The sequence below is a fragment of the Marinobacter sp. DUT-3 genome, from assembly GCF_050379435.1.
Taxonomy (GTDB): domain Bacteria; phylum Pseudomonadota; class Gammaproteobacteria; order Pseudomonadales; family Oleiphilaceae; genus Marinobacter.
Window position 1 is genome coordinate 113,443 of the sequence record NZ_JBNRMG010000008.1, and the last position, 14,382, is coordinate 127,824.

General features: G+C 61.9%; 6 protein-coding genes. 3 read left to right on the top strand and 3 right to left on the bottom strand.

Annotation, left to right across the window (positions count from 1 at the left end):
- Positions 1-77: 77 nt before the first annotated feature.
- From recD to recC, 3 genes are read right to left on the bottom strand one after another with little or no spacing between them, the layout of a single operon-like run.
- Positions 78-2,351, bottom strand: a complete 2,274-nt coding sequence (gene recD, locus ACQUWM_RS12745; RefSeq protein ID WP_428922404.1) for an exodeoxyribonuclease V subunit alpha — start codon at positions 2,349-2,351, stop codon at positions 78-80.
- A complete protein-coding gene (gene recB / locus ACQUWM_RS12750) occupies positions 2,348-6,070 on the bottom strand; it encodes an exodeoxyribonuclease V subunit beta (RefSeq protein ID WP_428922405.1) in 3,723 nt (1,240 codons plus the stop codon). Before recB ends, recD begins: the two co-directional genes overlap by 4 nt.
- Positions 6,067-9,660, bottom strand: coding sequence for an exodeoxyribonuclease V subunit gamma (gene recC / locus ACQUWM_RS12755; RefSeq protein WP_428922406.1), 3,594 nt, complete (start codon positions 9,658-9,660; stop codon positions 6,067-6,069). The genes recB and recC overlap by 4 nt, the downstream gene beginning before the upstream one ends.
- 136 nt (positions 9,661-9,796) lie before the next feature.
- On the opposite strand from recC, the gene ACQUWM_RS12760 reads away from it, so the two are divergent.
- The 3 genes from ACQUWM_RS12760 to ACQUWM_RS12770 all read left to right on the top strand — a co-directional run bounded on the left by ACQUWM_RS12760 (position 9,797) and on the right by ACQUWM_RS12770 (position 14,378).
- Positions 9,797-10,234 carry a DUF4864 domain-containing protein gene (locus tag ACQUWM_RS12760; protein WP_428922407.1) on the top strand — a complete coding sequence of 146 codons (438 nt, stop codon included), beginning with the start codon at positions 9,797-9,799 and terminating at the stop codon, positions 10,232-10,234.
- Positions 10,235-10,428: 194 nt separating this feature from the next.
- Positions 10,429-12,135, top strand: coding sequence for a VRR-NUC domain-containing protein (locus ACQUWM_RS12765; protein ID WP_428922408.1), 1,707 nt, complete (start codon positions 10,429-10,431; stop codon positions 12,133-12,135).
- Positions 12,132-14,378 carry a helicase C-terminal domain-containing protein gene (locus ACQUWM_RS12770; protein ID WP_428922409.1) on the top strand — a complete coding sequence of 749 codons (2,247 nt, stop codon included), beginning with the start codon at positions 12,132-12,134 and terminating at the stop codon, positions 14,376-14,378. The genes ACQUWM_RS12765 and ACQUWM_RS12770 overlap by 4 nt, the downstream gene beginning before the upstream one ends.
- The last annotated feature ends 4 nt before the right edge of the window (positions 14,379-14,382 follow it).

Consider the following 14,382-nt stretch of genomic DNA (forward strand, 5'->3'; position numbering starts at 1 on the left):
CGTGCGGAGCCAGGGATGGCGGAGCCCGAGCGTCACATGGATGTGCCGAAGGAGCGTGTTTTGGCAGGGCCCTCCGCTTACTGGCGTCCCGGGGGCTCGTTATCAGCAAGCCTCAGCGCCAGCCCGGAGGCCCGGACCACCTGCTGCCCCACACTGTCCTTCAGCACCTGGGCATCGCCGGTAATCAGGCTGAACCAGTTTCTGGCGCGGGTAATACCAGTGTAGATCAGCTCCTTGGTCATTACCGGGCTGAGCCGGTCCGGCAGTACCAGGCAGGTATGGTTGAACTCCGAGCCCTGGGACTTGTGCACGGTCATGGCGTACACGGTTTCCAGTTGCTGCAGCCGGCTGGGAGAGATCCAGCGAATGCCGCCGCTGCTGTCTCCACTGGGGAAGGCGACCCGCAGGGTGTATTTGGGCTCACCGGATTCGGTTCGGTCCCAGGGCACGTTGAAGGCGATGCCGATATCCCCGTTCATCAGGCCCAGGTTGTAGTCGTTACCGGTGATGAGCACCGGCCGGCCGGCGTACCAGCCTTCGGCCCTGGGAATCAGTTTCTCGGCCAGCAGGTGCCGGGCGATCCGGTCGTTGAGCCCTTCCACACCCCAGGGGCCCTTGCGCAGGGCGCAGAGTACCTGGAAATCATTGAAGGCCTCCAGAACCTCAACCGCCAGGGCGTCCCAGTCTTCGCGAGAGCTGCTGTCGGTCAGGTCGTGATGGTTCATCCTTTCCAGATAGCACCGGTAACCGACCGGGGGTGGCAGCGGCTGATCCTTCACTACCCGACCCTGACCGGCATTGCGGAACGCCTTCGGAGTGCCGGATACGGCATGGCGGCAGATCAGCGCCAGGGACTCTTCCAGTTCCGGTTTCGGTTGGTGACCGTTGAGCCAGATAACGTCGTCGAACACGCCATCGCGGCTCTGCTGTAACATGCTGGCATCCAGGGTGCTGGTGTTCACCGCTTCGGCAAGCCGGCGAATGCCGCTGTCTTCCTGGAACCGGTAACTCTTGCGCAGCATGGCCACGGCCTGGTCCAGGGCCTGGCCGTCCGGGTCGATCAGCGCGTGCGGGACCGGATCTGCGGTTATCGCCTGCAACCACTGGCCGGTTTCCTCGGTGTAGTGGGCGTCCAGAGCCCGCTGGCACAACTCCCCGAGCACCGCACCGGCATCCACCGAGGCCAGTTGGTCCTTGTCCCCCAGCAGGATCAGCTGGGCGTTGGCGGGCAGGGCGTCAATCACCGAGGCCATCAGGTCCACGTCCACCATGGAGGCTTCGTCGATCACCAGGATATCCACCAGCAGCGGATTGTCCCGATTGTGGCGGAACTTGCGGGTATCGGGCCGGCTACCAAGCAAGCGGTGCAGGGTCGTGACTTTAGTAGGAATATCATCCAGCTGCACTTTGCCCGGTAGTTGATCCAAGGGCAGACGGCTGACCGCGCCGCCAATGGATTCATTCAGGCGCGCAGCAGCCTTGCCGGTGGGCGCCGCCAGACGGATACGGTATTTGCGGCCGCCCCGCTCCGGAGATTCTCCCGCTACGGCCTGCAACGCTGCCAGCAGGTTGACCACGGTGGTGGTCTTGCCGGTACCGGGGCCGCCGGTAATCACCGCAAAGCGGTTACGGGCCGCCAGCGCGCAGGCGAGTTTCTGGTAATCCACCGGTTCCGCTGACCGGAACAGTTGGCCAAGGGCGGTGGACAGGGTTCTGGCCGGGGCGGAATCCGGGTCGGCGAGCGGCGAGCGCAGGGACAGCCGCTGCTGGATTCCTTCAGCAATGCGTTGTTCATATCGCCAGAATCGGCGCAGGTAAAGCCGGGCTCCATCCAATACCAATGGCGAAGTAAGTGAGCCATTACTAACTGCGATAGAGTTGTCCAGAGCTGACTGACAGTCGGAAAGGCTCACTCGTGCCAGCACATCCGCGGGTTTCAGATGGTTGAGCTCCGCTGCTTCGGATTCGGTGAGCGTGTCGCGAACCGGCTCTTCCGGTGGCAGCGACAAGGTGTTGCCGGCATCGGCCAACAGGTTGGCCAGATCAATGCAGACATGGCCCCGGCCCACCTGATGGGAGGTCAGGGCAGCCAGCAGCAGGATCAGTGGATTCGGGCACTCGCCCTGCTCTTCCGAGAGTTCGCGGATCAGTCGGGCAAAACCCACATCCAGGGGGCGAACCCATTCCGCCTGTTGCCACTGATCCAGCAGGGCTTCGGTTTGCTCCAGGCTCGCCAACAGGCCGGCAGTATCGACGACCGGGTTAGTGCCTTTTTGCTGCGGGGCTGACGTCGGCTGGTCATCCCCCAGGTCCAGGGCGACCTGGTTTTCGGATTTGCGGGTCCGGCTCATGCGGCCACCTCCCCTGATACGGACTCGCCATCAAACAGGGCATCCAGTTGCTCGATCAGGGCCCTCGGTGGTTTGTCGGTGAAGGCGCCTCCAGTCGCTGAATTTACCCCGCGCAGGAACAGGTATACGGCACCGCCGATATGGCGGTCGTAATCGTAATCCGGCAGCCGCGCTTTCAGCAGGCGGTGTAGGGCCAGCAGGTAGAGTACGTATTGCAGGTCGTAACGTTTGTCGAGAATGGCGTCGCCCATGGCCTGATCGGTGTAGGCGTTGTCGTTCTCGCCCAGGGTATTGGATTTGTAGTCCAGCACGTAATACTGCCCGTTGTGTTCGAACACCAGATCAATAAAGCCTTTGAGCATGCCGTTGAAGTGGTTCTCCTCCACCCGGGGGCGGTCAGCTTGATTCAGGGTGTTCCGGGTAACCAGCTGATCGAGCTTTGTGATACTGACGTTGCGGCTTTCGAACCAGAACTCCAGCTCCGGGCGCAGGGTAGCCAGCTCACCCAGGCTGACGGATTCGCTGCCGGAGCGATCCAGCCGCAGGGGCCGGGTGATCAGCGCCAGCAGCCACTGCTCCAGCGGCGCTACCCAGTCAGACCAGCCGCGGGTGCTGCACCGGCGGCTGAGTTGTTCCCGCAGCATGGCGGGGTTATCCACAACCCGCTGGAAGCCCTGTTGGCTGCACCATTCCAGTACATCGTGCAGGAAGGTGCCGGGGCCGGCGCCTTTGGGGAAGTTGTGGTGGTTGCGGGTGTCCTGCGCTGGCACGGTGTCTTCCCCCTCTTCCTGGGCGCTTTCTTCCAGCAGGTTCTGGGTCTGGGCGTCTTCCACTTCTCCCGTGAAGGCGATTCCGGTGCCGGCCATGCCGGTGTATTCGATGGATGAGTAACTGGCAATCCACCAATCCTCTTTTGCCTCCCGGGTAGAAACCAGCGCCGGGCCAAGGGCTTCGGGAGCCTGCTCGGTGTATTGGGTCTGGTCCGCTTCCGGCAGCGGGGTCACGGTGATTTCCGGTCCGCCTTCGGCCAGTCTGCCCAGGCAATCCGGGATCTGGCTCTCCGCTTCGCCGGTGACCAGGTAACCCAGGCCGCTTTGCTGCCAGTTGTCGATGGCGGCAGCACCCACCCAGGTGGCGAAGCGGGCGCGGGTCAGGGCCACGTAAAGTTTGCGGATGTCTTCGCCCAGTCGTTCCTGATCGGCTTTGGCGACGTCTTCGGGGGTCGGGTCGAACACGGTGATCAGTGTGCCCTTATCGTCGTGGTAGCGCACAAAGGCCTGCTTTTCACTCTGGGCGCGGTAAGCGGTGCCGAAAGGCAGGAACACCAGCGGGTATTCCAGACCCTTGGATTTGTGCACGGTAATCACTTTTACCAGCCCGGCATCGCTTTCCAGGCGCAGGGTGCGGTGTTCGTCTTCCTCGTCCGCCGCCCGCAGGACCTGGGTGTAGTGGTGCACCAGGGCGTGTTCGCCGTCCAGTTGCAGGCTGTCCTGCTGCAACAGTTCGGCAATGTGCAGAATGTCGGTCAGCCGCCGTTCACCATCGGCCCGCTGCAGCAATCGGCCGGGTACCTGGAAATCCATCAGGAAGCTGCGCAGCATCGGCAGCACACCCTGTTTCTGCCATTGCTGCTGGTAACCCATAAAGCGTTCGATTTCCCGCTCCAGGGCGATCTCATCGGTGAGCAGCAGGTTCATGGCCTGCCAGGACTGCCCCAGTGTCGGTGTGGCCAGGGCCGCGCGGATGTAGGCCAGCTGCCGGGGCTCGGCAAAGGCCCGCAGCCAGCACAGCATTTCCTTGGCTTCCTGAGACGTCAGTACCGAATCCCGGTCCGACAGGTACACGCTCTTGATACGACGGCGACCGAGCGCGTCCCGCACCGCGCCCGCTTCGTTGCGGTTGTTGACCAGGATGGCGATGTCTTTTGGCGTGACCGGATCCAGATCATCCGGGTTGTCCGGTACGGCGAAACCTGCCTGTCCGGCTTGACCCAGGGTCAGCAGGCGGGCGATTTCGCTGGCGCAGGTCTCGGCCACATCGGCGGTAGCCGCGCCCTTGGCCAGGCCTTTCGGGTTGCCGTCTTTGCCCTCTTCATCGGATTCGTGGGTCCAGAACACCAGGCTGGGCTGCCGTTCGCCGTTGACTGACCACAGTCGTTTGGTGCCGTTGGCATCCACCCCCTGGAACGGCAGCGGCGAGCTGTCGCCCTTGCCAAACAGGAAGGCGCCGTCGCGGCTGTGCTGGTCGCTGTGTTCGAACACCCGGTTTACCGCAGCCACCATGGGTTTGGCGGAACGGAAGTTCCTGCCCAGGGTGTAGGTGCTTTGTTGTACGCCCTGGCGGGCCTGCAGATAGGTGTGGATATCCGCGCCGCGGAAGCCGTAGATGGCCTGTTTCGGGTCACCGATCATCAGCAGGCAGGTGTCCGGGTCGCTGCCGGCCACGTTATAGACCCGGTTGAAGATGCGGTACTGCACCGGGTCGGTGTCCTGGAATTCGTCAATCAGCGCCACCGGGAACTGGCGGCGGATGGTGGCGGCCAGCTGGTCGCCCCGGGGGCCGTGCAGGGCGTCGTCCAGGCGGGTGAGCAGGTCATCAAAGCCCATTTCCGAGCGCTTCTGTTTTTCCGATTCCAGCCGTTCGGCAATCCAGTGGCTGGCGTGGCGCAGGATGTCGGATTTGGCACTGGGCGGGTTCTGGCTGAACGCCATCAGCTCTTCGATAGCCTCGAAGGCCGGGTGATGGGGCGCGGGGTCATCCCCTTTCAGAATATTGTCCAGGCCCTCGGGGGTCTGGTTCCTGAAGCCGGCCTTATCGAGGCCTTCCGGCAGCAGGTCCTCGGATTCGGTCCAGGCAATCAGGGTGTCCCAGGTTTTCACCATGGCGTTCTTGCTGCCGCCATGGAGCCGTTTGCTCCTGTTCAGCTCGTTCAGCAGGTCGATCACTTCCCCCTGCCACTGAGCCCAGGGTTTTGCCTTCAGTTCCTGCGATCGTTCCAGGCGCTCGCTTACCACCTGGTTGATGGCCTGATGTACGTTTTCCGGCGGTGTGCCTAGGCTCTCCGGGTCATCGATCAGGTTGCGCACGGCCTTGCGCAGGTCAGCCGGGGTTTTCCAGTGGCTCAGGGCCTCGTCCATCAGTGCCGGTGGCAGCGGGTAAACAAACGTGCGCCAGTAATCCCGGGCCACGTCATCCAGCAGCTCGCTCTGGTCGGTTTCCAGGGTGAGCTTGAACAGGCTGCCGCTGTCAAAGGCGTGCTCGCTGAGCATGCGGTTACACCAGGCGTGGATGGTGGAGACAGCGGCCTCGTCCATCCATTCCGCGGCCAGCAACAGCTTCTTGCGGCACTCCGGCCAGGTGGCCGGGTCCAGGTAGCTGTCTTTGCGTAGCTGATAGATCAGCGCCGTTTCCGCCGGCGGATCGGCTTCGTCCGGCGCATCGGAAAACACCTCGGCGGCCTGGGTCAGGCGGGTACGGATACGGTCCCGCAGTTCCTTGGTGGCGGCATCGGTAAAGGTCACCACCAGCAGGTTGGGCGGCAGCAGGTTTTGCAGCGGGCTGTCTGTGGGCTGGCCATGGCCGAGTACCAGGCGCACATAGAGGATGGCGATGGTGAAGGTTTTGCCGGTACCGGCACTGGCTTCGATCAGGGCGCTGCCGTTCAGGGGCAGGGTTAACGGGTTCAGATTCGGATTGCGGTTGTTCATCTGGTCAGTCATTCCATGCTCCCGATCTGCTCTGCGGCCGACTTGCCCTGCTCTGTCTCCCACAGGGGGACATAGAGTTCATGCAAGAGGGCTTCGAATTCACCGCTGGCAAGCAGTAATTCTGCATTCTCGAACGCTCCCCGCAGGTAGCCCGTGTCCCTTTCCATGGCTGTGCTGTAGGCCTGCTCCGCATCACTGATCGCCCGTTCGTGGTCGCCCAGGAATTTCTTGCTCTGGTAGAAGCTGGTGATCCAGGCAAAGCCGGCTTCGCAGTGAATCGGCAGTGCCCGGGTGGTGGCGTCCATCCAGCGGCTGAGGATCGCGTCGAAATGCTGCCGGGCCTGTTCCGGCGCCATCGGGACAAAGCGGAACTTGCGGCCTTCTTCCTTGCCCAGGATCAGGGTTTCGAAGGGCTGCCCGCTGAGCTGACCGGCCAGGTGAATCACCCAGTCCCGCATCAGGTTGGCGTAACGTACTTTCTTGCTGTAACCGGAGCCGGTCAGCAGGCTGGAACTGGCGACCACCAGCCGGCACAACTGGCCCTCGGGGTTGCAGCGCAGGCTGTCGATCAGATCCACCACTTCCACTGAACCGATGGCGTTTTCAAACCGGTAATCGAAGGCCAGGGGCTCGGCCACCGCCTCCGGCCATTCGGCCAGGGCGTTACGGTAACGTTCGAACAGATCCGGCAAACGTCCGGACAGCTCGGAGCGCAGCCGGTGTTCGGTCACGCCCATACCCAGTTCGCCCCGTCGGGCCATGCGGTTCAGGGTGGTTTCCAGCCGTTCGTACAGTTCTTCCTCGGTGCCGGCTTTCAGCAGGCTTTCCTGAATCAGTTCGTTGTCCAGGCGCCAACGCTCCAGGCCATTCAGGTCGAAGTTTTCGTTGTCGGTGTCTTCGTCTTCCACATCGTCAAAGCGTACCTGCAGGCGGCGCTGGTAGAAGGTGTCGATGGGCTTTTTCAGGAAGCCGGCCAGATCGTTCAGGGTTATAGGTTCTTCCGGAGCCTGATAGGACAGCGCGTCCTGTGTCTGTTCGGCTTCCTCAACGCCATGGGCGCTGCGCCATTCCCGTTCGTAGGTGAACAGGTTACGGGCCTGAAGCACCTTGGCCAGCGGCTTCGGCGGGCTGTCCTCGCCTTCCTCCAGACCATTGGCTTGCGGGAAGTAGTCCCGGCTAAAGGGTTGCAGCGGGTGCTGGGTGGTCAGGGCTTTGGTGACTTTTGCATCGGGGGCGCCTGCCACTGTCCACAGGCTGTCGAGATGGTCCTGAAGCTGTCCCACCAGCACCGACGGTGGCCGCTCGGAATCGTCCTTGATGCTGCGCCCCACCCAGCTGATGTACAGCTGCTCCCGGGCCGACAATAGCGCTTCCAGGAACAGGTAGCGGTCGTCTTCCCGGCGGGAGCGGTCCCCTGGCCGATAATCCTGGGCCATCAGGTCGAAATCCACCGGCGGCCGGGAGCGGGGGTAGTCGCCATCATTCATGCCCAGCAGGCACACCTTGCGGAAGGGAATGGCCCGCATCGGCATCAGGGTGGCGAAGTTCACCTTGCCGGCCAGGAAGCGTTGGTTCAGGCCGCCTTCGTCCAGACCCTCCAAAAGCACATCCTTGACGATGTTCAGGGGCAGCTGCTGATCTTGCAGCCCGGCTGCCAGAGCATCGTCCAGCCACTGTTCCAGTTGGCGGCGGAAGCGGTTGAGCAGTAACAGGTCGCTGCCCTCGACCTTGTGGAAAAACTGCCCCAGCATGTCCGAGAACAGGGTTTCCCATTCGTCTGGGGTACGGATGGTTTGCAGCGCCTGCCACAGGCTTTCCAACTGATGCACGAATTCACTCAGTCGCCCGGCCAGGCTTGCCTGTAGGCCGCCGATCTCGCCATAAGGCTCCACCCCGGCCCAGGGTTCGTCCTCGCCCATGCCGTAACCCAGCAGCATGGCCCGCAGGCCGGATTGCCAGGTGTTGCGTTCCAGGTCCGCTGGCAGGTCCAGGCTTTCCCGGTGCCTGCCGTGCAGGCCCCAGCGGATGTTGGCGCCTTCCACCCAGCGCCGGGCCAGGGGAATCTCGTCTTCGCTGATGGCAAAACGGTCACGGATGCCGGGCACTTCCAGCAGGCTGATGATCTCACTCACGCCGAAGCGGCTGCGGGGCAGTGACATCAGGGTTTCCAGGGCAATCAGCACCGGTTCGTGGTGACGCTGGCCCTGATCGGAAATGGTAAAGGGTATATGGCGCTTGCGGCCGGGCTGGTAACGGCCGAACACAGCCTGGATGTGGGCCGCATAGACGTTGATATCCGGCACCATCACGATGACATCCCGGGGCCGCAGGTCGGGATCAGCATTGAATGCAGCCAACAGCTGGTCGTGCAGAATTTCCACTTCCCGCTGGGGACCGTGGGCATCGTGGAACACCAAGGAATGGTCGTGGGTCAGATCCAGCTGGCGCTGCTGCTCGCGGATTTCCTGCAGCGGGGTCAGGTTGTGGATATCGTTCTGCAACTGGTGCAGCAGGCAGGGCTCCTCGCCGGCACCGTGTTCCGAAAAAATATCGATCTTCTGGTCCGGGGTCTGGAAGCTGCTGCGATAGTCATCCGGGTTGTCGAACTCGTCCAGCAGACGGATATAGTCCCGGCCCTGCTTGCCCCAGGCTGCCAATAGCGGGTTGGCGTGCTGGTGCAGCTGATCCGGATCGTCAATCTGTGACAACACCGGATGGGCCGCGCCCCGCTTGCGCTCGGCTTTCAGCAGTTCCCGGTCGCTGATGATATCCGCCCAGTAAAACTGGCAGGGATTGTGAACACACAGCACCACCTGGCTGAAACGGCTGAGCACGTACAGGGCTTCCAGCGCCTGCCGGGGCAGTGACGACACGCCGAACACCACGATGCGTCTGGGCAGCCGGGCCGGATTGGCCGGGGTGTGAATGTGCTGGCCCTGTTCCATAAACCGGGTATGGATTTGCGAGCGGCTGGTATCGGAGGCTTCGCCCACGTCTTCCACCAGCTTGCGCCAGAGTAACGGTTGCCAACGGGTTTCCGGGTCCAGGGCTTTTTCTTCGCCCCGGGCGGTAATGATCACATCCTTGCCCTGCTCCCAGGCGGCCAGCCAATCGGCGCGGAACACCTGGTATTGGTCGAACAGGTCCGCCACTTTTTCGGCCAGCTGGAAATTGCGCAGATCCGGGTCGGTGCCTTCCAGAAACCGGGCCAGCGGGGTGAACGCCTCATCCTGCCCCACCAGTTCCGGCAGCAACCGGTACAGCCGCCATACCAGCTGGCGTTTGTCGAAAGGAGACTGCTCCGGCACTTCACCGTCCGGCAGCACCGCCCGGTAGGCCTGCCAGATGAAACGGGCCGGGAACAGGAAGTCCATGCCGGCAGCAATGCCCAGCCCGCCCTCGACACCGTCATCCGTGCGCTTCTCCGCCAGCGCCAGCTTCAGCCACTGGGCAATGCCGTTACTCTGCACCAGAAAGGTTTCGCTCTGCAGCGGCGGCATGGGGTTCTGCCGGCAGATGTACACCACGGCACGGCGCAGGTCTTCCAGGTGGTTGGCGTGGATGGCGTGAAAGCCGGGTTCGATGGCGCTTGTCTCGGGCATACCTGCTCTTTTGGGGTCCGGGTAAACGTGGCGACTACAGAGTAGCGCAAACCCGGGTGAAATTTCTCGAAAACCCATCCGCCAACCGAAGAATGGCGTAAGCTGTAGGTAGGGTTCCCGTTAAAGGATGCCGCTTATGACATCGTCCCTGATTCGTGCCCGAACCGGGCCTCCTGCCCTGTTGTTCATTGCCGTGTTGGTTTTCCTGGTACCGGCCTCGCCCCAGGCGGATAACACGGATTCTGAAATCCAGGGCACTATCCTGATGCAGATTGAGGCGTTCGCCAATGACGATGATGAAGCCGCATGGCAGATGGCGTCGGACGGGATCAAGCACCGGTTCGGCAGTTCGGAGGTGTTCCTGGAAATGGTTAAGCACGCCTATCCTGCGGTTCATCGTGCCAGTGCCATCGAATTTTTGAGACGGGTACCCCACGGTGATTTCGAGATTCAGGTGGTGCGTTTGAAAGGGCCGGAGGGTAAGCGCTGGGATGCCTATTACCGGATGGTGCTGGTTGAAGATGAGTGGAAAATCGGTGGTGTACAGATGCAGCCGGCGGAATTGGGTATTTGAGACTTGTTCCTGGCCATCGTAGAGTTTGGTGCACTGCAACCAAGCGGGTAGGTTCTGCCAAAATACGCTGTGAATACTTCCCTGTACGCTCGGCTCCGCCATCCATGGCTCCGCACGATTTTGGCAGAACCTACCCGTTTGATTGCGTGATAACTTGTGCCGGCTGCCTCGTTGAATAATTTTCCTGGAGCACCATGACCACCCAACCTAAAGGCCAACGCCTCCAGACGGCGGACCTTGAAGATCCCCTGTATTACCTGAGGAACATGGACACTGTCGTGTCGTGGGTGACCAGTCATCACGGGGATCTGCTGACCGCCGATGAGCAATCCCGTTTAGGTAATTTCTTCGTGCTATCTACTGCCGCGCGGGGACTGCTGACTCGCATGGTGATGCGAACGGGCGAGTTGTTTCGGGTGGACAAGCTGAACTATCCGGAACTGCCGGGTTCCGTGGCTGACGCCTTGGCCGAACTGAGCGACAGTCACTGGCTGGAGTCGTCCCCTTTGCTTGGGATTGATGATCTGTTCCGGCTGGTTACCCTCACCGAACTCCGACCGGTGTTTGCAAACCTACTGATGGAACTGGGCCTGCCAAAGAACCTGCCCAAAACCCGGATGCGTGAAGTATTGACGGAACATTTCCCGGAGCCGCAGCGCTTGTATGAATGGTTGGGTGATGAGGTTCCGGCGGTGGTTCGGCTACAGGATATGCCTCTGTTTGACCGCATCCGTTTGATGTTCTTCGGCAACCTGCGCCAGAGCTGGACTGATTTCGTGCTGGTGGAACTGGGTTATCAACAGTACGAGCAGGTGACTTTTTCCACCGATTCCCGGGCGTTTCATCAGCGGGCGGACGTGGATTGCTACCTGCGGATGCACCAGTGCCGGCAGTGGCTGGATGAGGGTGTGTCTGCCGTTGAGGTGTGGCCCGAGGTGCCCGGGCCTTTGGCTAATCCCTGGTTGAGCAGCCGGCGGGACCGGTTGTTGCTGGAATTGGGCCGGCAGGCGGAGCGGCAAGGCGAGCGGGAACTGGCGCTGGAAGTGCTGGCGGCCAGTCACCACCGGGAGGCGCGGCTGAAGCAGCTTCGCTTGCTGGAACGCCTGAAACGTTTCGAAGAGGCCTGGAACATCGCCCGGCGTTGGCAGACCCAGGATCTCAGTGATGCCGAGGCCCAGGGGCTGGCGCGTATCCTGAAACGGCTGGCGCCGAAAATGGGTGAGGCACCGCCGGTGGTGGATACACCACCGCCAATCCGCGAATTTACCGTCACCGTGCCGAAACCCGATACCGGTCCGGTGGAGCTGGCGGCCCAGCAGCATCTGGAAACCGATGAGGCCCCGGTGTTCTATGTGGAAAACACCCTGATCAACGGTCTGTTCGGATTGCTGTGCTGGAACACTGTTTTCGCGGCCATTCCCGGCGCCTTTTTCCATCCTTTTCACGTGGGCCCGGCGGATCTGATGCGGGAGGACTTTGTGGAACGACGCCAGCAGGCGTTCGATCAGTGCTTTGCCTTGTTGCAGGGTGACGATTACCGGCAGCGCATTCTCGAAACCTGGCGGGAAAAACACGGTATTGCCAACCCTTTCATAGTCTGGCCGGTGTTGTCGGAAGACCTGTTGATCATGGCCATGGACTGTATTCCGGCGCATCACCTGGAGCGGCTGTTCGAACGTCTGCTGAATAACCTGAAGGAGCACCGAAGTGGCTTCCCGGACCTGATCCGGTTGCACCCCAACGCCGCCGGCCCAGGGCCGCATTACGAAATGATTGAGGTAAAAGGTCCCGGTGATCGGCTGCAGGATCATCAGCGCCGCTGGCTGGCCTTCTTTGCCCGTGAGGGTATGCCCGCCAGCGTCTGTTACGTGCGCTGGCAGACGGATGAGGAAAGCGGATGAAGGTCGCCGTCCGTACCCTCTGTGAGTTCGCCGCTCGTCGTGGCGACCTGGACTTTCGTTATACCCCGGCACCCAGCGCTGAAGAGGGCGTTGCCGGCCATCAGTCTATCCAGTCACGGCGTGGCTATGGCTATAAGAGCGAGTACTTACTGACCGGGGAGTGTCTGGGGCTAGTGCTCTCGGGGCGAGCGGATGTTTACAATCCGCACAAGGGCAGGCTGGAGGAGATCAAAACCCACCGGGGTGACCTGTCCCGCATCCGCGAGCATCAGCGTGCACTCCACCGCGCCCAGCTCAGAGCCTACGGTGCCCTGCTATGCCGGCAGGAAAACCGCAAAAAACTGGAACTGGCGCTGATCTACTACGACACCGGTAAGGACAAGGAAACCCCGGTGACGGAAACCGCCACGGCGGATGAGCTCTGGCAGGAGCTTGAAGGCCTGTGCCGGCAATATAAGGCCTGGGCCGAGCAGGAAGCGCATCACCGGGAGCTGCGGGATGCCCTGTTATCCGAATTGACGTTTCCCTTCGCCGAATTCAGGCCGCGGCAACGCCAGTTGGCGGAAACGGTGTACAGGAATTCGATGAAGTCCGGCACGTTATTGCTGGAGGCGCCCACCGGTCTGGGCAAAACCCTGGGAACCCTGTTTCCAGCCCTGATGGCCATGCCGGCGGCTAGTCAGGACCGGCTGTACTACCTGACCTGCCGCAATACCGCCCGGCAGTTGGCCATGGATGCGGTGGCCCGTCTGCGTGCCGCCCAGAATCTGCCGCGTTGGCCGCTGCGAACCCTGGAGCTGGTGTCGAAAGACGATGCCTGTGAGCACCCGGACAAGGCCTGCCATGGTGATTCCTGCCCGCTGGCCAAAGGCTTTTTCGATCGCCTGCCGGATGCCCGGGCCGAGGCGGCACAGACGGAAGACACGTTGGATCAGGAAACATTGGCGAAGATCGCCGCCGGTCACGGCATTTGCCCCTATTTTCTCGCCCAGGAGATGGCGCGCTGGTGTGATGTGGTGATTGGCGATGTGAACCGGATGTTTGACCAGTCCGCCCTGCTCCACGGCCTGATTCGTCAGAACAACTGGAAGGCCAGCGTGCTGGTGGATGAAGCCCACAACCTGGTGGACCGGGGCCGGGGCATGTATTCCGTGCGACTGGAACAGCAACGACTGCTGAAGATCAAAAAGATTGCCCCCAGGCCGTTGAAGGCGGCAATTGACCGGACTGGCCGGGCCTGGCAGAGCCTGATCCGGGATCATCAGACCGACGACGACACCCCGGTGTTTCTCGACACCCTGTCCTCCCAGCTACTCGGGGCCTTGCAGGCCATGGTCTCCAGCCTCACCGATTATCTGGCGGACAATCCGCCGGATCTTGCCCTGCAGGAACTGCTGTTTGAAAGCGTGGCGTTCATCAAGCTGGCGGAGTCCTTCGGTGATCATTCCCTGTGCGAATTCCAGCGCACCGGCCGGGGCCGGGCCAGTCTCACCATCCAGAACCTGATACCGGCGGACTTTCTGCGGGAGCGGTTCGAGGCGGCGCAATCGGTCCTGTTGTTCTCTGCCACATTGAGTCCTGGCGTCTATTACCGGGACCTGCTGGGTATGCCAGAGGATGCCCGCTTCACGTCCCTGCCCAGTCCGTTCAGTGCTGATCAGTTACAGGTGCATTTCACGCCGGGCATCAGCACCCGTCAGAATCACCGGGAGTCCTCACTGCAGCCCATCGCGGACCTTATCGCCCGGCAATTCCGCGAACGGCCCGGTCACTACCTGGCGTTTTTCAGCAGCTTCAAGTACGCACAGGCGGTCAGTGAGACCCTTGCCAGAGAGGCGCCGGACATTCCCCAGCGAGCCCAGCAGCCCGGGATGAGTCCGCAGCAGCGGGCGGAGTTTCTGGCGGGCTTTCAGGAGCCTGAGGGGCGTGTTGCGTTTGCGGTTCTGGGCGGTGTGTTCAGCGAGGGCATCGACCTGCCCGGCGATCAATTGATCGGCGCCTTTGTGGCCACCCTCGGCCTGCCGCCCTTCGATGCCTGGCATGAGATTCTCAAGGCCCGTCTTGAGCGGCGATTCGGTGCCGGCTATGACTATACCTATCAGATTCCCGGCCTGCAGAAAGTCGCCCAGGCTGCCGGGCGGGTGATCCGTACCCCGGAGGACCGGGGCGTGATCTGGCTGATCGATGACCGGTTTCTGCGACCGGCGACCCGCTCATTGTTACCGCGATGGTGGTTTCAATAACCCC

Bases quoted from the DNA above. Each gene is read 5' to 3' on its own strand.
- recD (WP_428922404.1), bottom strand. From the start codon at position 2,351: ATGAGCCGGACCCGCAAATCCGAAAACCAGGTCGCCCTGGACCTGGGG.
- recB (WP_428922405.1), bottom strand. From the start codon at position 6,070: ATGACTGACCAGATGAACAACCGCAATCCGAATCTGAACCCGTTAACC.
- recC (WP_428922406.1), bottom strand. From the start codon at position 9,660: ATGCCCGAGACAAGCGCCATCGAACCCGGCTTTCACGCCATCCACGCC.
- ACQUWM_RS12760 (WP_428922407.1), top strand. From the start codon at position 9,797: ATGACATCGTCCCTGATTCGTGCCCGAACCGGGCCTCCTGCCCTGTTG.
- ACQUWM_RS12765 (WP_428922408.1), top strand. From the start codon at position 10,429: ATGACCACCCAACCTAAAGGCCAACGCCTCCAGACGGCGGACCTTGAA.
- ACQUWM_RS12770 (WP_428922409.1), top strand. From the start codon at position 12,132: ATGAAGGTCGCCGTCCGTACCCTCTGTGAGTTCGCCGCTCGTCGTGGC.